17 protein-coding genes are annotated in these 20343 nt (G+C 74.7%); all 17 read right to left on the reverse strand.

Translation table 11 applies throughout. From position 1 onward, the window contains the following. Position 1: 1 nt before the first annotated feature. From ACH34R_RS11025 to ACH34R_RS11105, 17 genes are read right to left on the reverse strand one after another with little or no spacing between them, the layout of a single operon-like run. Positions 2–1726 (reverse strand): hypothetical protein, encoded by a 1725-nt coding sequence (locus ACH34R_RS11025; protein ID WP_397561253.1) that lies wholly within the window; start codon positions 1724–1726, stop codon positions 2–4. Further along, complete coding sequence (locus ACH34R_RS11030) at positions 1723–2262, reverse strand: hypothetical protein (RefSeq protein WP_397561254.1); 540 nt, start codon at positions 2260–2262, stop codon at positions 1723–1725. Before ACH34R_RS11030 ends, ACH34R_RS11025 begins: the two co-directional genes overlap by 4 nt. Continuing rightward, complete coding sequence (locus tag ACH34R_RS11035) at positions 2259–3392, reverse strand: hypothetical protein (protein WP_397561255.1); 1134 nt, start codon at positions 3390–3392, stop codon at positions 2259–2261. The genes ACH34R_RS11030 and ACH34R_RS11035 overlap by 4 nt, the downstream gene beginning before the upstream one ends. After that, positions 3389–5350 carry a hypothetical protein gene (locus ACH34R_RS11040; protein WP_397561256.1) on the reverse strand — a complete coding sequence of 654 codons (1962 nt, stop codon included), beginning with the start codon at positions 5348–5350 and terminating at the stop codon, positions 3389–3391. The genes ACH34R_RS11035 and ACH34R_RS11040 overlap by 4 nt, the downstream gene beginning before the upstream one ends. Next, positions 5347–6603, reverse strand: coding sequence for a hypothetical protein (locus ACH34R_RS11045; protein ID WP_397561257.1), 1257 nt, complete (start codon positions 6601–6603; stop codon positions 5347–5349). The genes ACH34R_RS11040 and ACH34R_RS11045 overlap by 4 nt, the downstream gene beginning before the upstream one ends. 13 nt (positions 6604–6616) lie before the next feature. Then, positions 6617–8542, reverse strand: a complete 1926-nt coding sequence (locus ACH34R_RS11050) for a phage tail protein (RefSeq protein WP_397561258.1) — start codon at positions 8540–8542, stop codon at positions 6617–6619. Beyond that, positions 8539–10617, reverse strand: a complete 2079-nt coding sequence (locus tag ACH34R_RS11055; RefSeq protein WP_397561259.1) for a putative baseplate assembly protein — start codon at positions 10615–10617, stop codon at positions 8539–8541. Before ACH34R_RS11055 ends, ACH34R_RS11050 begins: the two co-directional genes overlap by 4 nt. Beyond that, a complete protein-coding gene (locus ACH34R_RS11060) occupies positions 10614–12512 on the reverse strand; it encodes a baseplate J/gp47 family protein (RefSeq protein ID WP_397561260.1) in 1899 nt (632 codons plus the stop codon). The genes ACH34R_RS11055 and ACH34R_RS11060 overlap by 4 nt, the downstream gene beginning before the upstream one ends. Next, positions 12509–12913: a GPW/gp25 family protein gene (locus ACH34R_RS11065; protein ID WP_397561261.1), complete on the reverse strand. Its 405-nt coding sequence runs from the start codon at positions 12911–12913 to the stop codon at positions 12509–12511. The genes ACH34R_RS11060 and ACH34R_RS11065 overlap by 4 nt, the downstream gene beginning before the upstream one ends. Beyond that, positions 12910–13554, reverse strand: a complete 645-nt coding sequence (locus ACH34R_RS11070) for a phage baseplate assembly protein V (RefSeq protein WP_397561262.1) — start codon at positions 13552–13554, stop codon at positions 12910–12912. The genes ACH34R_RS11065 and ACH34R_RS11070 overlap by 4 nt, the downstream gene beginning before the upstream one ends. Then, positions 13554–14741 (reverse strand): phage late control D family protein, encoded by a 1188-nt coding sequence (locus ACH34R_RS11075; protein ID WP_397561263.1) that lies wholly within the window; start codon positions 14739–14741, stop codon positions 13554–13556. Before ACH34R_RS11075 ends, ACH34R_RS11070 begins: the two co-directional genes overlap by 1 nt. Positions 14742–14754: 13 nt before the next feature. Continuing rightward, entirely contained in the window at positions 14755–15423 is a 669-nt protein-coding gene (locus tag ACH34R_RS11080) for a LysM peptidoglycan-binding domain-containing protein (protein WP_397561264.1), read from the reverse strand. Then, positions 15420–15608: a putative phage tail protein gene (locus tag ACH34R_RS11085; RefSeq protein WP_397561265.1), complete on the reverse strand. Its 189-nt coding sequence runs from the start codon at positions 15606–15608 to the stop codon at positions 15420–15422. The genes ACH34R_RS11080 and ACH34R_RS11085 overlap by 4 nt, the downstream gene beginning before the upstream one ends. Positions 15609–15616: 8 nt before the next feature. Then, on the reverse strand, positions 15617–16117 hold the full coding sequence (locus ACH34R_RS11090) for a phage tail protein (RefSeq protein WP_397561266.1): 501 nt from the start codon (positions 16115–16117) through the stop codon (positions 15617–15619). Then, positions 16114–17598, reverse strand: coding sequence for a phage tail sheath subtilisin-like domain-containing protein (locus tag ACH34R_RS11095; protein ID WP_397561267.1), 1485 nt, complete (start codon positions 17596–17598; stop codon positions 16114–16116). Before ACH34R_RS11095 ends, ACH34R_RS11090 begins: the two co-directional genes overlap by 4 nt. Before the next feature lie 10 nt (positions 17599–17608). Beyond that, positions 17609–18067, reverse strand: coding sequence for a phage tail protein (locus tag ACH34R_RS11100; protein ID WP_397561268.1), 459 nt, complete (start codon positions 18065–18067; stop codon positions 17609–17611). Positions 18068–18088: 21 nt separating this feature from the next. Beyond that, a complete protein-coding gene (locus ACH34R_RS11105; RefSeq protein WP_397561269.1) occupies positions 18089–20338 on the reverse strand; it encodes a phage tail sheath C-terminal domain-containing protein in 2250 nt (749 codons plus the stop codon). Positions 20339–20343: the final 5 nt, after the last annotated feature.

Consider the following 20343-nt stretch of genomic DNA (forward strand, 5'->3'; position numbering starts at 1 on the left):
GTCAGCCGCCCGAGAAGGTCAGGGTCCGGCCGCCCAGCCAGACCACGTCGGGCACGTCCGCCAGGGCCCCGCCGCGCCACAGGTCCGCGTGGCGGCGGCCGAGCGGGATCTTCACGCTGACGGTGTCGCGGGAGTACCGGACCGTCGCCGACAGGTCGGCGAACCTCGTCAGGGCCAGCACCGGATCGGGCGTCTCCCGCTCCCGCCACAGCATCCACGCGAGCATGCCGAGGGCCAGCGACGCGGCCAGCCCCACGCTGCGCTCCAGCGCGCGGTCCAGCGCGCGGCCCGAAGCGAGTGGGGCGGTGCGGCGCGGCTCGAACAGGGCCCGTACCAGATCCGCCGTACGCCCGGCCAGCACGGGGAACTCGGCCGCCAGGCGCGGACCCACGCCGCCGGTCGTCCACAGCGGGGTCCGCCACGGCAGGCGGGACAGGGGGTCGGCGCGGACCGGGCGTGCATCGGTGACGATCCGGACCCCCGCCGCCGCCAGTTCGCGCAGGCACGCCGGGGGCAGCGGGCCGTCGCAGACCAGTACCGGCGGCCGGCCGCACGCCTGCCAGTGCGGGACCAGGCCCGCCGCCTCCGCGGCCCACGCGACCGGGAAGGTGCCCTGCGCGTCCACCAGCAGCAGCCCGCCGTCCACGCCCGCCACCACCAGCGGGTCGGCGGGGTCGTGGCCCCGGCACAGCGACAGCGCGAGCACGCCGTCCAGCAGCGGCAGCGCGGGGGACACCCGGCGGGCGAAGCCGGTCAGGTCCGGCGCCGCCGCGAGGCCGGCGAACGCGGCGGCGGCCACATCGGCCTCGCCGGGACGCCACCGGCCCTGCTCGGGGGCGTTCAGGACCTTGCCGGCCAGCGCCGCCGCGAACAGCGGCGCTTCGTCCAGCAGGTCGATGCCGGCCAGGGCGGGGCCGATCGCGTCCAGGTAGCCGGTGCGCGACAGCGGGCCGGTCAGCAGGAACGGGAGCACCGAGCACACCGTGGTCTCCGCCGTACGCCATGGCCCGGCGACCGAAGTCCTGGGGGGCGGTGGCACGGGCCGGGGCGGGGGGCTCGTCACCTCGATGGTGTCGTCGTGCGTCGCGGGCGGCCTGCGGGCCAGTTCGGCGGCCAGCGCGTCGATCAGCTCGTCCACGCCGGGAGGAGCGGCGGCGGCGGGGGAGGAGGCGGCGGCGCGAAGGGCCCGCAGGTACATGAGCAGGGTCTCGCCGGGCAGCAGCGCCAGCACCGCCGCCAGCTCGCCGCGCTCGGCCAGCTCGCCGAACAGGGCGGCGGGCGTGGCCGGTGCGTCCTCGGCCGCGATGCCGCCGACCGCGGAGGGCATGTCGTCCTCGGTGAACGGTACGGCGGGCGGGCCGGCGGTCCCCGGCGCGGTGCCGGACAGCGGCCGGGATACCGGCCGGGGTACCGCGCCGGTCCCCGGCACGGGCTCGATGGCGGCACCGGGCTCGATGGTCAGGCCGGCCGCCGTCAGGCCGTTCCCGGCCCCGCCGGAGGGCCGGGCGGACAGCCGTACGATCAGCCGTACCGGCTCGGTGATCTCCATGTCGGGGCCGTCGCCGGTCAGGTACTCCCCGAAGTGCCCGGCCAGCAGGTCCGGCAGCGTCTCCAGCGCCCGCTGCACCAGCGCCTGCGGATCGGGCCCCCAGCTCCACCCCCCACGCCGGACCACCCGCACCACACAACGGTGAACGGTGATGTCCCCGGCGGCGGGTGTGGTCATGACTTGGTGACCGGTCGGAGGGAGCCGGTCCAGCCGGTGATCAGGGTGAGGACGCCGTGGGTGCCGGTGGGGACGGTCACCGGGAGGGTGACGGTGTCGCGGCCGGATGGGATTCGCCCGGCCAGGACGTGGACGTCCGCGCCCTCGGCGACCAGGGCCAGGACGGGGGTGTCCTGGCTCGCGTCGGTGACCGGGACCGTGATGACGAGGCCGTCCGCGGTGAACCTCGGCTCCTCGTCCCAGACCGCCAGCCGTACCAGCGCTGGCCTCGGCCGCTGACCGGGGACCTGCCTGACGCCGTACGCCAGCGGTTCGGCGAACACCCGCGGCTCGTCGTCCGCCTCGTGGACCGCGAGGTCCCTGGCGGGCAGCGCGAGGGTCGCGACCTCCCCCGCGCCGACCGGCACGCGCAGCGGCAGCGCCGCGCCCACCAGCGGCTCCGCACCCGCGTCCACGTCCGCCGGCACGGCCCCGATCGCCGCGACCGCGCCCAGCACATGACCGGTGTCCGGCACGTACACCACGCGAAGGCTCATCCTGCCCCACCCCCATTCGTCGTCGGGACGGTCGCCAGTACGAGGAAGTCGACCGCGCCGGGGCGTTCGACGATCTCCCCCGGGCTGCCGATCGGGTCGTAGCCGCGCAGCCGGCAGCGCACCCGCCGGTCGGCGTCCACGCCCGTCTCCGCCGGGACGATGAACCCGGCGTCGGACGGCGGGATGCGCGGTGTCACGTACACGTGCAGCGCCACCCGGCCGTCGGCGACCTCCTCCGGCGTCACCCCGGACGGCAGCGGCAGCAGCATGCCGTCCGTGGCCGTGCCGGACGCCGCCAGTACGCTGCCCGCCGAGATCCGCCCGGAAAGGCTCCCCGCGATGGTGAGGTTCCCGTTGCCCGCCACGGTCATCAGCGGGCTGACCGAGCCGTCGCCCTGGTACAGCCCGAAGACCAGGCTCGGCGGGTCCTCGCCGGACAACACCAGCGCCGGTTCGCCCTCCCGCGCGGTGGGCCGGGACCGCAGCGACAGGGTGCCCGACCGCGCGGCCACCGTGTCCGCCCGCACGCCCGCGTAGCGGGGCCGCACCCCACGCGCGTCCGCCCGCGCGTCCGTGAAGTGCCCGTCGGTCCACTGGACGAAGCCCAGCAGCACGAGCCACCGCGCCGGCGGATCGGCCGGCACCGCCCCGACCGCGGGGGGACGCTGGTCGGCGACCAGCCGTTCGTCCCCCAGCCGCCCGAAGAGGATCTGGTAGGTCTCCTCCACGCGGGTCGTACCGGCGCCGCTCGCGCACGACGCCGGTCCGGTGGCGGCCTGCGGCCGGTCCACCGCGGACAGGAACACCGGATACGGCTCGGTGGTCCGTTCCGCGCCGTTGACCTCCGCGAAGCCGGCCTCCGACAGCACGACCGGCGAATCGACCACGATCTCCCGGCCCGTCCCGTCGATGGCCAGCCCCGGTGACACGATCACCTCGACGTACCGGGCGTCGGTCGCCGGGTCGGTACGGCTCTCGGTCACCAGCTCCAGGCCCTCGGCGATGCCCCAGTCGTGCAGGTGACGGGCGTGCCGCGCGGCGACCGCGCGGGCGTGCCCGACCGTCGCCGCCAGGTCGGCGGCGGCGAGCACCTGCCCTTCGTGAAAAGCGGGACGCAGCGGACCGGTCACGACGACTCACCCGACCGCGGCTTGCGCGTGGACGACGACCGGGTACGCCGCGGCTGAGTACCGCCCTCGGAGGACTCCAGGTCGGCGAGCCGGTCGCCGAGCCGTTCCGGCAGTTCCTCGCGCACCTGCGTGACCTGCTCCCTGGCCGCGTCCAACTGCGCCCGCAGCGCCGTCAGGCTCGCGGTCAGGTCGCTGACCTGCGCCCGCAGCGTGCCCAGCTCCTGGAGTCCGTCGGTGACCTCGCTCGGCACCGTGTAGACCCGCTCGTGCAGTGGCTGCGGCACGGTCTCGCCGGGCGCGGGGGTGACCAGCAGGTCCCACATGTCGTCCAGCGGGCCGCCGCGCGGCCAGTCGCCGAGCAGCCCGGCCACGTACGGCCGGCGCACCGGGCCCTCCGCCGGTACGCTGGGCCGGCGCGGCACCGGCACCGGCACGCAGCACACCTGCTGGGCCAGGTGGCGGAGCTGGTAGAGCTTCGGCAGCCACTCGCCGTACGCCGACCCGCCCGGCAGCACCTGCTCGCGCGTCGCCGCGCACACCCGGGTCACGTCACAGCCGTCCAGCTCCAGGTGGGCGAGCAGGACGTCGGTGTCCGAGCAGTTCGTGCACGGCGGGTTCAGCGTCGAGCAGGCCGCGTCGGCGACGAACCGCCGCACGTACACCGTCAGCCGCCCGGCCGCGTCCGCGATGTGGTCCAGTTCGGCGATCGTCAGCCGTTGCGACGGGTCCGGCTCCGGCGTGGGCAGCGGGTGCGGGATCGGCGTCTTGCGCACGTCGTCGCGCAGCGCGCAGTCCGCGAGCCCGGGGGTCCGGTCCAGTCGGTTCAGCAGCCACTCCCGCAGCCGCACGATGTCGGCGCGGAACTCCGCCTGCAACACGTTGCTCACCGGGACGCCCTGCGCGAGCAGCCGCACCTCCAGCGGCGCCTCCGGGTCGGGGGTCACCACGCGGGCGGCGGCCTCGGCGACCACGGCGACGGCCGCCGCGCGGTGCGCCCGGTCCGGCCACACCTGCTCGGGATCGGTCGCGGCCAGCCGCTCGCACGCCGTACCGAGCGCGCCACGGGCCGCCTGGACGTCGCCCAGGTCGTGTTCGCCGCGCAGCCGTTCCTGCCCGGCCGCGTCGTAGGTGTCGTACCGGGCCAGGGCACTGGCCAGCGCCCGGACGTGCTCGGTCATCTCCCTGGCGACCTGCGGCGAGGTCACCGGCCCCTCGCCGCTCTCGCCCAGCCAGGCCAGGCTGCGGGCGTATCGGGCGGCGTCGTCGGCGGTGAACTCGATCGGCCGGGCCCCGGCCGCCCCGGCGGCGAACAGCGCGTCCACGTACAGCCCGAACCGCTGCCCGAGGACGCGCACCGGCTCGTACCGGTCCCGGTCGCCCACAGCCGCCAGCAGCCGCGTGACCGGGTTGTACCGGTGGTCTTCCGATTCATCGCACTTCACGACGAACCGGAACCCCTCCTGGATCCGGGACGGCACGCACCCCGGCGCCGGGCACGGCTCCTCGGTCGCGTACGGCGCCACCGGATCGACCGGCGTCTCCTCGTACCGCACGTAGAGGCCGTAGCGCCGCTGGTCGTCGTCGCACGCGTCGCTGCAGTCCACGCCGAGCGACGACACCCGAAGCTCCCGCACCAGCGCCCGGACGTCCACCTTCTCAGTGCAGGACAGCACGATGTCGTTGCCCCGGCAGTCCAGGGCGTGCCCGGGGCGCACGACGACCGTCCCGCCGCCGCACGGGTCGCAGCTCACCTCAAGGCCGCACACCACGCCCGGCCCGGCCAGTGTCCGGTTGCGCAGCCGGGACTTGCCGGTCACGTACTCGACCAGCTGGGACAGGTCGTCCTCGGTGAGCAGTTGCCCCGCGAAGAACCGCGGCCGGACGAACGCGGCCGGCCCGCCGGGCAGGCCGCCACAGCCGCCGCAGCCGCCACCGCAGCCGCAGTCCGCCTTGCTCATCGGTGCTCCTCGGAGACGAAGAACCAGCTTTCGAAGACGTCCCCGCCCGCGCCGCTCCCGGACGTCCACGGCCCGATCCCGGACGGCGGTGACGCGCACCCGGGCGCGCCGGTTTCCACGTCGGCCTCGTCGTCGTCGGCGGTGGGGCCCGGCCAGGCGTCCTGGGTGCCGGGGCGGGCGCGCAGGAACGGCACCCTGCCGCCCACGTTGGTGCCGTCCACCGGGCGGCAGCAGCCGTCCAGGATGAACGCCGTGCGGACCGTGACCAGCACCCGGTCCCCGTCCTGCAACGTCTCGCGGGTGGTCTGCCGGTACCGGAACCGCCGGGTGAACTCCCCGCCGTCCGGTTCCTCGAAGGTCCCGCCCATGTACCAGGTGTCCGCGCTGCGGCCCGCGCCGCCCTCGATCACCTGGACCTCCACGACGCCGGGCTTGAGCGTGTCCACCCGCACGTCGTCGGAGAACCGCACGACCAGCCCGCCGGACTGCTTCTGCGTGCCGAGCAGTTCCTTGGCCTCGTTGACGGTGTAGGTGTGGCCGTGCCGCCAGTTCACGCCGGTGATCACCGTCGGCACCCGCCTGCCGAACGGCCGGCGGACGTTCATGTGGATCTGCCGCGCGCGCACCGGCCGGTGCCAGTTCACGTCGTCGATCCTGGCCAGCCACAGGACCTTGTGGTCACAGCGGGCGCAGCAGGTCTCGCAGCGTTCGTCCTTGGGCGGCTCGCAGGTGGTGACCCGCACCACGTAGCTCTCCTCGGTGTAGCCGAACTCGCAGTCGGAGGTGTCGGCGCAACTGGAGTTGAAGACGGTCCTGGTCGGTTCGACGGCCCGCTCGGCGTACTCGACGCCGATCCACACCGGCCTGCCGCCCGAGCGCTCCTTCTCCGGCAGCGCCTCCCACAGGTCCACCGCGCAGCTCCCGGGCACGACCACCTCGTGACCGTCGCAGTCCACGCCCAGCCCGGACGTCAGGCGCACCTTCGCCCGGCGCGGCCCGCCCTCCACCTCCGCACCCTCGGCGGGGGCGTCGTGCGCCGGGACCGGCTCCACGAACAGCCCGCACACCACGCCGTAGCCGAGCAGGCAGCGCATCCGCAGCTTCAGCTTCTCGCGCAGATACTCCTGCTCGCGCTGGAAGTCGCGGGCGGTGAGCATCTGGCCGTGGAAGTACCGCAGCCGGCGGAACGGGGACGCCTCGAAGTCCCCGTGCTCCGGGGGCTGATCGGCGGGCCGTGTCGATATCTCGGTCATCTCATCCGTCCTCTCAGGACACTCGCGTGTGGACCCCGACCGCGGACACAACGCCGACCCCCACCCCGTGGCGGGCGCCTCGCGGCCCTGGCCTCAGTACTCCGTCGTGGTTCAGCCGCACGGCCCCGAGCACCGGTGGCGGCAGGGGGGCGAACGCGGTGTCCACCCCGACCGCCGAGCGCGCGCCGACCACGAACCCCGTTCCTCCGGTGCGGACCGTCCCGCTGGTGTGCGCGGGCGCCTGCCGCCGTACCAGCCGCCGCAGCGCGTCCTCGTCGGCGGTGCCTCCGGGCAGCAGGACGCGGAACCGGTGGGCGTGCTCGGCGAGCGGGTCGGCGTCGGGGTCGCCGAACGCCCGCAGCGGGGCGGCCCCCAGCCCCGATCCGCCCAGCCGGAACCGGCTCGCCGAGCGGCCGAACAGCCGCACCGAACCGAGCCCCCGCGCCCCCACGGGCCCGGCGATGGCCCGCACCTGGGCCCAGTGGCGGTCATCGGCCAGTTCGTCGATGACCGGCGTGACGCCGAAGACGATGCGGATCGCCTCCGACAGCGCCCACGGCGTGCCGCGCCGCCGGTACAGCCCGGGGGCGCGGGCGATCAGCTCGCGCCGGGTGGCCGCGTCCCAGCCCGCCTCGAACGACAGGCCGAGCAGCCCGGCCAGCCACGGCAGCGCCGCGTCCGGGACCCCCGCCGGGTCGAGCAGCGCCGGGTACCGCTCGATGACCTGGTCGATCTCGTCCAGCGTGGCGTCGAACAGCGACAGGAACCGCTCGGTGAAGTCGTCGGCGGCCGGGTCCTGCCGGAACGCGGCGGGCAGCAGGTCCGCGCTGGTCGCGCGGGGGAAGTCCAGCCGGACGCGGCGCAGCGCAGGGGTGGTCAGGGTGTCGCCGGACAGGCGTACCCGGACCGTGAGGTACCGGCCGGGCGGCTGGTCGATCAGGAGGTCGGTGACGCCGGGCGGGGCGGACTGCCAGTCGGTGTCCGCGTACCGGCCGTCCTCGGACACGACCACCGCCACCGACACCGCCGTGCCGGGCGGCACGTCGGCGGACACCCGCACCCGGTGCCAGCGGCAGCGCGAGATCCCGCTGTCGATCAGTTCGGTGGTGAACTCGCCCTCGGGCACGTACGGGCCGGGGCCGGGCGGCGGTTGCGGGCGCGGCTCGCCGTTCCAGTCGTAGCAGGAGGTGACCTCGCCGTCGGGGCCCTGCTCGCGCAGGCAGAACCCGTCCTCGCCGGCCGCGACGAGCGTGCTCGGCGGCAGCGCCGCCGCCAGTTCCGCCAGGGTGGTCTCGGTGAACCGGCCGTCCGGCCCGCCCCGGTGGATCCTGAGCCTGCCCCGGTGCTCGGTGAGCAGCCAGATCGTCCGGCCGGGGCCGGTGCGCAGCCCGATGATCCGGCCACGGACACCGGTCTCGACGTCGCCGCACGGCCGTCCGTCCGGCCCGTACCACGACAGCCCGGTACGCCCCTCCCGGGCCACCAGCACCCGTCCGTGCGCCGCGAGCGCGACGAGTTCGGCACCGGGCGCGTCGATCACCGAGACGAGCTGGTCGCCCTCGTTGCGCCACACCAGGACCCGGCCGCGGTCCGCCACCGCCAACCGGTGCCCACGGACCGCGACCGCGACCGGCTCGCGCAGCAGCCCGGGATCGCAGCGCCACAGCGGACGCCACCCCCCGGGGCAGGCGTCCCGGCGCAGCAGCCGGTCACCGGTCAGCAGGTACCACGAGCCCGCCCGGCACCCGGGCGCGAGCCGGGGATCGGGGAACCACGGCAGCAACTGCTGCCTGGTCGGCCCCTCCGGCGACGGCCCGGCCAGGGCCAGGCGGACGCCCGCCGGGTCGGCGAACCCGACCAGGTTCGCCGCCTCGGCCTCGTCCCAGCCGACCACGTCGTCGAGCAGCCGGAACGTCGCGGCGGCGGGCGCGCACGTCATGATTCCTCCACCGGGATCAGCAGCGGGCGTTCCGGCCACACCAGGTCGTTGGCCGGGATCGCGTGGTCCGTGCAGGGCGGCAGCCGCAGGCCGTCCACGGTGAGCGCGAGCCCGGACACCGCGAGCACGCCATCGACGGCCAGCAGGCGGCGGACCAGCGGCGTGTGCCGTACCGGGCCGCCGAACGGCCAGCCGCCGCCGTCCTCTCCGCCGCGCAGCGGGTCGAGGTACCCGGTGACCGCGTCGGCGGCCCTGGCCAGTACGGCGGCCCGGTCCTGGTCGCGGTCGAGCACGACCCGCGCCTCCACGGCCACCCGGCGGTACGCGACCGGGCCGGTGACCACGGTGACCCCCGCGGGCGCGGCCTCCCGCGCCAGAAACGCCGCCACCGCCCGCAACGTCCCCGCATCCACCACCGGCGGCTCATCCGCAGGCGAAGGGGCCGGTACCGGCGGGTCGTTCGCGGACGTGGGGCGGGGGACGACGAGGACGCCGACCACGCCGGGGATGGGCTTGCCGGGGAAATCCGGGTGCAGGCCGGGTACGCCGTGGGCGCGGGCCACCGACGCGCCCGGCGCGCGGGCGGCCAGCAGGCCGTAGTCGGCCGGGGCCACGGCGCGGCCCCGGGAGCGCAGTTCGCCCACCCCGCGCCGGATCGCGCCGGCGTCCGGCTCGGCGTCGGCCCCGCCGGTGGCCGGGAACGGGTTGTTCACGCCGGTGACGAACGGCAGCGCGGTGACCACGCCGTTGACCGCCCCGGCGGGCACCGCGCCCGCACTGCCCCCGCCCACGCGGTACCGCACCGCCCGCACGTTGCGAAAGCCCGGCGGCACCGCCGCGCCGTTGACGCCGTCGCCGAAGGTGACCTCGCCGGTGGCGTGGTCCACCGCGAACACCCGGTTGTCCGGCCCGTACGCGGCCAGGCTCGAAACCTCCCGCCAGCGCGCCACGGAGGCCGCCGTGGCCCCGAACAGGTCGCCGCCCGGGTCGTCGTCCACCTCGATCACCACGCTGCCCGCCAGGATCGGCGTCTGGCTGAGCCGCATCCGGCGGCGGGTCGTCTCCCGCGCGTCCTGGATCGGCTCCAGCGGCTCATCGAGGATCGTGCGGGCCGCCGTGGCCGCGACCATGTTCAGCCGCAGCCCGGTGACCAGCGGCGGCGCGGCGGTGAAGACGCCGTGCGCGACCTGGAGCCGCAGCCAGCGCAGCACCGGCCCTGGCCGGGCGGACGGCGGCGCGCCCGCCGCCCAGCCGCGCGGCACCCGCAACTCGACCGTTCCCGAGGCGCGCAGCCCGCCGGTCTCGTCCCGTACCACCTCGGCGGGGCGGATCCGGCCGCCGTCCAGCACATCCCAGCGCAGCAGCGGGCGCGGCGCGGCGGGCGGCGGGGTGAGCCCGCCCGCGGCGGCGGGCGCGGGCGGCGCGGCGGCCAGCACGAACCCGAGGGACAGCGAAGGGAACGGGTTCGCGGCCCCGGCGAGGCCGATCCACAGCGCGTCGCCGGGCTGGGGGTCCGCGCCGAACGGCGGGAACGGGCGGCCGGGGCCGTTCGGTCCCAGCGGGATCGGTTCCAGCGCGCCCGCCCGCTGCACGGCGAGCGCGCCGATGGTGGCGGGCGTGGCGTACAGGTCCCGGTCGGTCTCGTAGATGATCTGCCCGCCGGTCCCGGACGCGGCGGCCTGGAACCCGGCGGGGACCAGGACCGACGCGCCGTCCGGCGGCGTCACGGTGAACTCCAGCAGCGCGCTCGCCACGGTGGCGGGCCGCCGCCGCACCCCGGCGGTCCCGAGGTGTTCGGCCAGGATCTTCTCCGGCAGCCGGTTCACCCGGGCGAGCACGGGTTCGGCCTGGGTGCCGAACAGCCGCACCAGCGCGACCCCGGCGTCCTGCCGGTCGGGGTCGGTCCAGTCCGGGGTGTAGCCGGGGATGCGGTCGCGTACGGCGGCGCGGACCGCCTCGCGCGTCGCCTCCACGAGTTCCGGCTGAACGCCGGACGGCCCCGGACCAGGGACGATGCGCCCCTCCTTGCGCTCCTCCTCGGCCGAGTCGCGCGCCCACCACACGTCTCCGGTCATGTCAGGCCCTCCCTCGGGTCGGCGGCGGGCACGATCAGCGTGCGGATCTCCCGCGCCACGGGAAGTTCGCCGGGCCGCAGGGCCTGGTCGCCGCAGGCGTCGGCGGGTTCCGCGCCGTCCAGGCCGATCGCCACGCCCGCCACGTCGGCGAGGTCGCCGAGCGCCCGCTGCGCGGCCCGCAGCAGCGCGGACGGCCGCAGCGCCGCGCCGAACGGCCAGCCCGTCCCGTCGTCACCGCCCGCCAGCGGGTCCAGGTACCGGCGCAGCGCCTCGGCGGCCAGCGCCGACACCCGCGCCCGGCCGGCCGGACGCCCGGACAGATCGACGCGCAGCCGTACGTCCCGGTACGCCGGCGCGCGCACGAACACCTCGGCGGTCAGCAGCCGCGCGCCCGCCAGCCGGTCGGCGACCTCGCACAGCATGCCCGGATCGGGCCGGGGCGCGAGCACGCCACCGGGCACGGCGGGCACGACATGGACGGTCACCGCGCCGGGCACTCGCGCGCACGGGAAGCCCGGGTGCTCGCCGACCGACGCGTACGCCCGCCCGACCGCCACCCCCGGAGTCGTCACGGCCAGCGTGACGTGGTCCTCGGCGGTGACGGCCCGGGTCACCTCGCCCAGCGTGCCCGCCGCGCGCTCCCGCGCCTGCGCCACGGTCTCCGGGTCCGCGCCGCCCTCGGCCTGGACCAGGTTCGCGCCGCGCACCGCCACGGAATCGGCGACCGGCAGCCAGTTCCCGGTGAGCCCGCCGTTCCCGGCCCGCCCGCCGCCCACGGCGTACTCCACCCGCACGTCCTCGGAGGGACGCGGGACGCGTCCGGTGAGCCCGTCGCCGAACACCAGCGCGCCGTCCGCCCGGTCGAGCGTGAAGACCCGGTCCCTGGAGCCGCCGAACGCGAAGTCCGTCACCGGATTCCACTGCTCACCGGCCAGGTGGAGGGTGGCGTCGAGCAGCAGGCCGGCCGCCTCCGGCAGGGTCAGCCGCTGGCCGGGCAGCTTCAGCCAGTGGCCGATCTGGCCGGACAGCTCGGCCCCGGTCGCCGTACGCCGTTCCAGGTGCCGGGCGGCCGAGACGTTGACCGCGAGCCGCAGCAGCCGGGGCGGCGCGGCGTACGTCGCCGCCCGCGTGGACACCAGCACGCCGCAGTCGTCGGTGGACCAGCCGTCCGGCGGCAGCAGCCGGACCACCCCGGACCGCCGCAGCCCCCCGGTGCCGTCCTCTACCTGCGCGAACGATCCGGAGATGTCGGTCCCCGGCCGGAACCACGACCAGGTCAGCTCGGCGGGCGGGCGCACGTCCGGGACCGCGCGCGGCGACCAGGACGGCGGCACCGGCGCGTCCAGCTCCACCAGCAGCGACAGCGGGCCGGGCGCGGAGTGCCCGCCGGTGAGCGGCAGCGTGAACCGCGCCGAGGCCGCCGAACCGTCGCCTGCCAGCAGCGCGACCCCGCGCCGGGCGAGCAGGTCGGCGGTGCGGTCCCGGTCGGTCCGCACCGTCACGTCGCCGAGCAGCGGGAACACCGCCACGTCGCCGTCGAGGGTGAACCTGATCCGTCCCGCGGGATCGCGGGACATCACGGTCCCCGGCGGGACGTACGCCGGGCCCGGCCCGTCGGCGGTCAGGTGCAGCACGGTCGCCGCCGGCCGCGCGGGACGCGGCGGTTCCAGGCCGAGCAACCGCAGGATCGCCACGACGAGTTCGTCGGGCGCCTGGTCCAGCCAGTAGAGCCGCTGTTCCAGCAGGTAGGCGAACAGTTCCAGGAGCGTGACGCCCGGGTCGGCGGGCGCGTGCAGGGTCCATGTGCCGCCGGACTCGGCCGGGATGCGGCGGCGGATCGCCGCCATCATGTCGGCCCAGGTCAGGTCGTCCAGCCTGGGCGCGGGCAGGGTCATGGCGTGCCCCCGATCAGCCCCAGGTAGAACGGGAACACCAGGTTGGCCTTGGTGTTGGTGCGCCTGATTCGGTACTCGATCGAAACCGTGACCCGCGACTCGTCGGCGGGGTCGGCCTCGGCGCGCACGGCTTCCAGTTCGACCCTCGGCTCGTAGGCCCGCACCGCGTCGGCGATCGAGCGCTCCAGGTCACGGAGGTTCTGCACGCTGCCCGGCGCGAACACCGACTCCTGGGCCCGGGTGCCGAACTCCGGCCGCATCACCCGCTCGCCGGTGCCGGTCAGCAGCAGCGCGCGCAGGCAGTGCTCGATGCTCTGCTCACCGGTGGCGTACCCGAGCCGCCCGGCCTCGTCGGGCAGGATCGGGAACCGCCAGCCGGTACCGAGGAACGGCTTGCTCATTCGACCTTCACCTTCGCCGACAGGACGCCGCCCGGCAGGGGCGGTACCGGCGGGCTCGTCGGGGAGCCGGCCGTGGCGGACGTGTGGGTGTGGGCGTCGAACGCGGCCTTGAGCGCGTCGCCGAGCACCGCGCGTTGGGCGGCCCCGCCGCCGAGGTCGATGGCGTCCGCCTCGACGGTGACCTTGCGCGCCTTCAGCCTGATCTCGCCGGTGGCGGTCACGGTCACGTCGCCGCCGTCGGCGGTGGTGATCCGGATCAGCTTGGCGGCGTCGTCGAACAGAACCTCGTGGCCGGCCTTGGTCCGGATGATCTTCTGGTCCCGCCCGCCGGTGGGCGCGGCCGGCGGCTTGTCCACGCCGTTGTAGAGCCCGCCGAGCACGATCGGGAAGCGCATGTCCCCGTGGACGAACGCGACCAGCACCTCATCGCCCTTCTCCGGGACGAACAGTGAGCCGTAGCCGCCGCCCGCGTACAACTGGCTCACCCGGCACCACTCGGTGACCGTCGAGCCGCCGTCGAACCACGGGAACGTCACCTTGATCCGGCCCTCGTCGTCGCCCTGGTTCTCCACGACGATCGCCTCCACGACGCCGTAGAAGCGGCGGTCGGTACTGCGCGCCCGGGGCGCGGTCCGTGGCATCACACGCCTCCCTGGTGGATCCGGCGGCCGGTGAACGTGGTGAAGAAGCCGCTCGCGCCCAGCGTGTGCTCGACGCGCTTGACGAAGTAGGTGCCGGAGAACCGCCGGCCGAGGCCGAATATCTCCACGTTGTCGCCGGGTCGCAGCTCCGGCAGCCCGGCCACCCGCCCGGTCGCGGTGATGAACTCATACGATCGTTCGCGCAGCAGCGCGATGGCCAGCTCCCGGGCCTCCTGCTGACTGGTGACCGGCGCGTCCACCAGCACCTCCTGGCGGCCCCCGGCCGCGCTGTCGGCGGCCTGCGGGCCGCTCTCCCCGTCGGCGGTGTTCTGCCCGGCGGGCAGGTTCTCGGCGGTCGCGGTGAACGCCAGCTCCTGCTTGGTACGGGGGTCCCAGCCGCGCACGGTGAGCTTGCTGACCTGCTGTGACACGGTGAGGGTGGGGGTGAAGTCGAGCAGGTTGGGCACCAGGCCCTCGGGCAGCGCGGTGGGGCCGGTGGTGAGTCCCGGCTGGTAGGTCAGCCGGAACAGGCGGATGGGGCGGCCGTCCCTGCCGTCGGTGGGCCTGATGAAGTACAGGGTCTCCTCGCCGGTGTCCGGGTCGGGCAGGATGAAGCAGTCGAAGTCCAGCCGCTTCGCCCGTTCCATCAGGAAGGCCGCGTCGTCCTGGTTCTTCTGCACCACCAGGTCGTGGACCGGCCCCTCCTGGGTCGTGACGACCCGCAGCCTGTTGCGGCGGGCGATCCGCTCGGCGATCTGCCAGTCGGCCATCCGGGTGAAGGTCTTGTCGTCTTCTTTGGCCGGTTTGCGGTCCTTGAGGCGCAGCATCCCGTCCACTCCGCTGACCGAGACGGTCGGTGACGCGCCGTCGGGGAACTTGGGGGCCAGGGTGCTGATCGTCCCGGTCGCGACGGTCAGCAGCTTGTCGGCGTACCCGAGCCGTACCGACACCCGCGACCCGAGCCGGAACCGCCGCGAGTCGCTGTGCTTGAACTTCAGGCCGACGTCGTCCCAGTTGTTCAGCTCCAGATCGAAGCCGGACATCTCATCGATATCGCGGTGGACCTTGATGTCCAGGATGTCGTTCTTGGTGGTCGGGTCGGCCTCGACGCCCTCGATGAACACCTCGAACTCCGGGGCGTACCGGTCGGGGTCGGCGATCTGCGGTTCCGTGGCGGGCAGTGTCATCGTCTCGCCCCTCTCACGGCAGCCGGGGCACGGTCAGCACCCGTCCCGGCCGCAGGTCGCGTGGATCGGTGATGCCGTTGGCGCGGGCCAGCTCCCGCCACGCGTCCGGCCTGCGGTACACCGCCGCCGAGATCCCGGCCAGCGTGTCGCCGCGGCGTACCACGTAGCTCTTCTCCACCGTCGGCGAGGACCTTGGCGGGTCGTTGGCCTGCTGGGCGGCCGGGCGGAACTCCTTGAGCGTGATGTCGAGCTGCGCCCGCAGCGGTACACCGTCCTTGCCGAACAGCACGTAGTTGACGTCCAGCTTCTCCAGCACGCCGGTGAACACGGCCTCGTCCCAGACGAACCGCACGACCGGCGGCGCGTGCTCCCTGCTGTCGGGCCGCATCAGGTTCCGGACGGCGTCCACGTAGGCGGTCCGGACGTTCTCCAGCGTGTCGGAGGTGTCCACCAGGGCCTGCACGGACAGCGTCTCGCTGCCGCCCCGGACGTACTGGATCGGCGGCGTCTCCAGCCCCGGGATGGTGATCTCGGCGAAGGTGTTGGTCTTGCTCAGCTTGTAGTCGGTCGGATTGAACCGCAGCGGGATGCGCCGCCGCCGCTCGTCGGCGATCACCGGCCGGATGATCTCCAGGCGGGCCAGCGCGCCCTGGCCCGCGAAGGACACGGGGGTGACGCTCACCGGTGGCCCTCCATGTCACCGAGCCGCCGCTCGCTGTCGGAGTGCTTCTGGCGGGCGCACTCCTGCTCGTACAGCCGCGCCCACGCCTGGATGTGCTTGTTGAACAGCCTGGTGAACACGGCCCCGTCGTCGCCGTCCACCTGCAACCGCACCTCAAGATTGTGGATGATCAGGTTCTTGGGCACTGTCTCTCCTACAGGACGTTGGTCAGGCCCTCGTGGGCGATCTCCAGGGACTCGATGGCCACCGCGTTCTGCTCCGCGTGCAGGTCAGGGCCGCTCCACTTGGCCGCGAGCCCGCTGTGGAAGGCCCACGCCATCGCGGGCCGGCCGAACGCGTCGAGCACGATCACCGCGCCGTCGCGGCGCGCGCCCAGCGAGTCGGCCAGGCCGGTCCGGTACCACGACCACAGCACGCGGTCACGGACCACGCCGCGCTTCAGCGTGATCCGGTTCCACGAGTGCCGCAGCGGGAGCTGGCGCACCGAGTCGTTGCGCCCGCCCTCGGCGTAGTTGACCACTTCCAACTGCGCGCCCAGCCCGGTGACCTCCTGGAACGCGCCCGCCGCGACCAGCGGCAGGAGCAGCGCCTGGGCGGGCGGCAGGTAGGCGTCGCCCGGGTCGAGGGTGACGATGAACCGGTACTTGGGCAGTGGCTCGGCGGGGTCGAGCAGCCGGTCGGCGGGCGTGGTCATGACTCGATCACCTCCAGGCCGCGGTCCTGGCCGAGCACCAGGCGCAGCCGGACGAACTCCATCGGCACTGCGGGCGCGACCTCGACCTCGCACACCAGCAGCCCGGGGTCCTGTTCGGGCGGGTTGTTGGTGTCGTCGCACACCACCCGGAACGCCTGCTCCGGCCGGGCCCCGGCGAGCGCGCCCGTCCGGAACGTCTCCAGCAGCACCGAGGTGATCGCGCGGACCAGGGTGAGCCGCAGTTCCGGCGTGTTCACATCGAACACCAGCGGCCCGGCGACCCGCCGGATCGACCGGACCAGCAGGTGGACCAGGCGGCGATGCGCGACGTGGCGGCGGCGGGGGCCGGCGGCGAGCGTACGCCCGCCCCAGACCACCAGGCCGCGGCCCCGTACGCACCGCACCAGGTCCACGTTCTCCTCGAACAGGCGGACCTGCTGCGGCTCGGGATACTCGACGTCCAGGTCCACCGCGTCCAGCAGCGTCGCGTTGGCCGGGGTGTGGTGCGCGCCGCGCTCGCCGTCCAGCCGGGCGACCAGCCCGGCGACGTGCCCGCCTGCCGGGACCGTCCGCAGCCCTGTTCTCAGGGGGTCGGGAACGCGCAGCGGCGGGTGGTACACCGCGGCGGCGGCGAGCAGGGCATCGTCACCGAGGTCGCGCAGCGACCGCACCCAGGCCAGCACGTCGTCCGCTGCTGATCGGGAAGGCGGCACGTCCAGCAGGACCAGCCGGTCCAGCAGCGGCGCGCACGTCGTGAGCAGGGCGAGCACGAGTTCGGCGTGGTCGTCGCCGTGCAGGTCGGCGCCCAGGTCCGGCAGCGTGACCAGGGCCGGTTCCGGGAGTTCGGCCTGCGCCGACACCGCCGAGGCGTACTGCCTTCGGGCCGGCGCGACGTCCGTGCCGCCGGTGAGCGTCAGGTCCCACGACCGCGAGATCGCGCCGTCCGGCGGGATGGGGCCGCCGGGCTCCGGGGGGTCCGGCGGGACCAGCCGGATCAGCCGGGACGCGGCCAGCCGCTCGCCCAGCTCCTCCGGCGCGAGGCCGGCGAACGTCTCCGGCGGCTCGCCGGGCACGAGCACCCGCACGGTGACCGCGGGCGGCCCCGCGACGCTGCTGGCCCGGTGCCGGATCGCCACCCGGCCGCCGTTGGCCCAGCTCCCCGGGCTGGTCGCGGCGATCCGGTACCCCTTGTCCCACTCCGCGTCCGCCGTACCGGCCGGTCCGGAGACCCGCAGCACCCACGCGGTGCGCCCGCCGTTCTCGAAGAACCCGCGCAGCGCGTACGGCATGGCCGCCGAGCCGTCCGGCGGCCCGAACACGGCGGTGACGTCGTTTCGGCTCTCCACCCGCACGGGGGTGCCGACCGGCCCGCGCCGGGCGCGGCCGATGAACGCCGCCACGTCCGTGCGCAGCGGCTCGATGCCCGAGCCGCCGGGCACGACGGTGAGGGAGACGCCGGGAAGCGCCGCGCTGGTGGTCATCTCGGCCGGCTCACGCGTCGATCAGCAGGCTCTCGACCGCCAGCACGAGCGTCTCCATGGCGATCTCGTTCTTGGTGGCGTTGAACGACGGGCCGGTGTACTTCGTCGGCCAGGCCCGGTCGAAGTTCCAGCGCATGACCTCCTGGCGGTTCTCGTCCAGCATCACGATCGAGCCGGACGTGCGGCGCACCCGGCCGTTCAGCGCCTCGTTGATCCAGTTCCAGAACCCGACGTGGCCGGTGACGCCCCGCTTGAACGTCAGCGCGCTCGGGAACTTCTTCAGCCCCACGAGCTTGCGCACGGTGATGTCGTCGCTGCCGGTGCGGTACTCGATCACCGGCAGCTCCACGTCCAGCCCGCTGGCCTCGGTGAAGGCCCCGCTCACCGCGACGCCGTCATCGCTGACGTTGGTCACGATGACCAGGAAGTTATATGCGGCATACGGGTCTTCCCGCGTCACAGGTGGCATGTCCGCCGCCTCTCAATCGGTTCAGGCGAGCTGGGGCTCGCGGGTCGTCTGCTGGATCCGGAAGATCACGAACTCCGCCGGGAAGACGGGCGCGACGCCGATCACGCAGATGAGCCGGCCGTTCGCGATGTCGTCGTCGGTCATCGTGGAGCGGTCGCAGGTGACGAAGAACGCCTCGTTCGCGGTCGCCCCGGCGAGCGCGCCGCTGCGCCACACGGTGGTCAGGAAGTTGGTGATCGTCTGCCGGACCAGCGCCCACAGCGACTCGTCGTTCGGCTCGAACACGACCCACTGGGTGCCCTCGTCGATCGACTCCTCCAGGAACAGGAAGAGCCGCCGCACGTTGACGTACTTCCACGAGGTGTCGGAGGACAGTGTCCGCGCCCCCCACACCCGGTGGCCGAGCCCGGGGAAGAAGCGCAGCGCGTTGATCCCCTTGGGGTTGAGGATGTCCTGCTGGCGCTTGGTGATGTCCTGCGCGATGCCGTCGGTGAGCCGGATGCCGCGGATGACCACGTTCGCCGGGGCCTTGTGGACGCCGCGCTCGTTGTCCACGCGGGCGTAGATGCCGGCCAGGTGCCCGGACGGCGGCACCTCCACGAAGCGGTTCACCGAGGGGTCGTTCACGACCAGCCACGGGTAGTACAGCGCGGCGTATCTGGTGTCGAACGGCTCGCGGAACGCCTGGATGCGTTCCATGTCCAGGCCGTCCTGCGGGTCGAGGACGGCGAACCGGTCCTTGAGCTGTTCGCAGTGGGTGACCAGCGCCGACTCGACGGTGCCTGACCACACGCCGGGAACCGCGCAGATCGCCACCTCGTCGATGTCCTCCAGCGCCACGATCCCGGTGCGCCTGCCGCTGCCGCCGTCGGTGCCGACGAAGTCGCCGACGCTCAGCGTGCCATGGCCGTCGGACCCGCCGTCCAGCGGCAGCGCGGTGCCGCGCGCCGGGGTGGGGAACCGGGTGAGGTCGTCGAGCGCGCCCCGGACGGTGACCCGGACGAGCTGGGAACGGCCGGCCAGGGTGGCCGTCACGCTCGACGGGCCCTCGCCGCTGAGCCGCAGGTTGCCGAAGCTCTCGGTCACCGAGCCGCCGCCGGGGTCGTCGAAGGCGACCTCCACCCGGCCCTCGATCAGGTACAGGCGGTCGCTCTCGAAGACGTCGGCGGGGGTCTCGGCGCCGAAGGTGACCTCGTCGCCGGAGATCGACCGGACGTACAGGGTGGTCAGCCGGCCGCCGGTGTCGAGCTGGGCGACCGCGCCGGGGTAGAGCCGGTTCACCCCGGTGATCCGCAGCCGTGCGGTCGGGCCCGCCGGGTTGGCCCGGCGCACCCGGCGTACCGGCTCTCCGGTGGACCAGGCGGGGTGCTCGGCGTCGCCGAGGGTCAGCGTCACCGGGCCGCCGCCCGGCCGGTCCACCGCCGTCACCTCGAACCGGGCGTTGTCGATCACGATCCAGAACGGTGTGGCGAGGCCGTCGGGGACGGCGTTCACCTGCACGGCCGGGCTGCCGGCGTCGGCGGGCGCGGCCAGTTGGGTGACGAACAGCTCGCCCTCGTCCGGGTCGGGCAGCACCTGGAGGGTCGCGCCCACCATCGGCGCGAACCGGACCCGCACGCCCCGGCCCCAGGTGCCGGGGCTGGCCGCGGCGAACTCCAGCGTGGCGTCCGCGGTACGCGACCCGACCTGCACGTAGTCGCCGCGCGAGACCTTCACCTCGGCGGCCAGCGGGGCGCTGAGCCGGACCCGGCCGGTGGCCGCGTCGTAGCCGGTGATGGTCGCGGCGCTGATCTCGACGTCGTCGCCGCCGCGTACCACGCTGACGGCGTCGTCGCCGCGGAACCCGATCAGGTGGGCCAGCTCCAGCGTGGTCCCCCCGGCGGGCGCGTCGCGGATGATCTGGCTGACCAGCCCGCGCCCGAGGGTGCCGGTGGCCGGCCGGGCGTCCGCGCTCACGACCCGCTTGACGTATAGGCGCTGCCCGCCGTTGTCGAAGAATCCCTTGACGGCCAGCGGGAACAGCCACCACCGCCCGCCTTCGGCGGGGTCGCGGGCCCAGGCGTCGCGTACGGTCGGGTCCGGTTCGGGCAGGAAGCCGCCGAACGTGGTCTGGAACTCCAGGAAGTTGGTGACCAGCTTGGGCTTGCCGGTCGTCGGGCCGCGCTGGGTGACCCCGACCATGCCCGCCGTACTGGTGCTCACCCCCGCGATCGGCCGCGGTCCCGCGTCTACCTCCTCGATGTAGACGCCGGGGCTCAGATACTCGGGCATGGCTC

The organism is Spongiactinospora sp. 9N601 (assembly GCF_044326295.1).
Taxonomy (GTDB): Bacteria; Actinomycetota; Actinomycetes; order Streptosporangiales; family Streptosporangiaceae; genus Spongiactinospora; species Spongiactinospora gelatinilytica.